At 28.4% G+C, this 1,319-nt stretch carries 1 pseudogene; it reads right to left on the bottom strand.

The features are described from left to right. Nucleotides 1-808: 808 nt before the first annotated feature. Nucleotides 809-1,319 (bottom strand): annotated as a pseudogene (locus tag N784_RS16870) (hypothetical protein); the annotation flags it as partial.

The following is a 1,319-nucleotide window of genomic DNA, read 5'->3' as shown; positions in this document are numbered from 1 at the left end:
ATATGTGTGTAGTATTTGACGCTTACTTTCAGTGGTCGCTAGATATATGGGGCATAAGGATACACAAAGGATAATAGACACCTACGGGCATGTTTTGAAAGAATTAGAGGAAAGAGAGAAGGAGAAAATTCGAAAAGTTTTAGACGAGTTTAAATAAACGGGACAAAAATGGGACAATTCCAATAAAAAAAGCCTAGCCATAAGGCTAAACTGTTGTAATAGATACCGGTGGTCGGGGTCGAAATAGGTCTTAAAATATTGATATTATAAGGTTTTGTGTGAGTGATGTGTAAAATTTGTGTAAAATAGGATAAACTATTTTTATAAGCAGGTGAATCTTGTTCACATGGTTTTTGAAATTGAGACTATTACAAAATATTGAATAATACTAAAGTAATAAGTAAACAAATATGCATAAATCATATATATGTCAATGAGTTATGATATTACATCATGCCGCCCGTGTATTAATAAGAAAAATAAACAATAATACTTTTAATAAAACATGTTAAATCAACGTTTATACTTGTTCAGCACCCAATACAAAGTGCTGATTTAAACAATAACATGAGCAATTACATTTTTTCAGATCTAACTCAGAACTCAGCTTTTACATCCATTATTTAAAAAATATCTTAACTAAGTTCCACTTTGTCAATTTGTTTTACATTTTCCTTAAACCTTTTCTAATCCTCTTAATGGCTAATAATTTTTGATGACTTTTCTCCTCTAGTTCTTTTCATTTATCTGTAATGAGTGACTATTATGTGACCATTATTAACCTATACGTCAGGAAAGGTTTTATTGATTATTGAAATATTTTTTTTATAAAGTCAGGTTCAATAATAATTTGATTTAAAACTTTTTCTAAATTATCCATAAAAACACCGTCTTGTATAAACAATAATCCATATTTAGTTACATTCTTAACCTTATTGAAAACATAGTCAGTATAATCACAATTTTTAAAACAGCTATAAATATTTATTATGTGTTCGTACTCTAATGTTTTTTTTTCTTTTAAAGGTAAACTATATAATTCGCTATAAGCCTGTTGTCCAAACAAAAGGATAGCTAGTTTTCTTAGACAATAATCATCTGCTGTTTTTTTATAGCTGTAGGTTGATATAATATCATCTGTGTTTTGAAGAACTATATATGGATTTCTGGTCCCCTTATTACCACATAACTCATTAAACGTTACGGGTAAATCGCGACTTTTATGAAAATTAGTCACTAGAAATTTGATTAAAAAACCAGTTGCTTCGTACTTTCCTAGCTCAATACTTTTTAATAACCCTTGTAAAATTGAATAAATA

Source organism: Pontibacillus litoralis JSM 072002, assembly GCF_000775615.1.
Lineage (GTDB): Bacteria > Bacillota > Bacilli > Bacillales > BH030062 > Pontibacillus > Pontibacillus litoralis.
The sequence above is the reverse complement of the archived record's forward strand: the minus strand, read 5'-3'. Positions and strand labels throughout refer to the sequence as shown.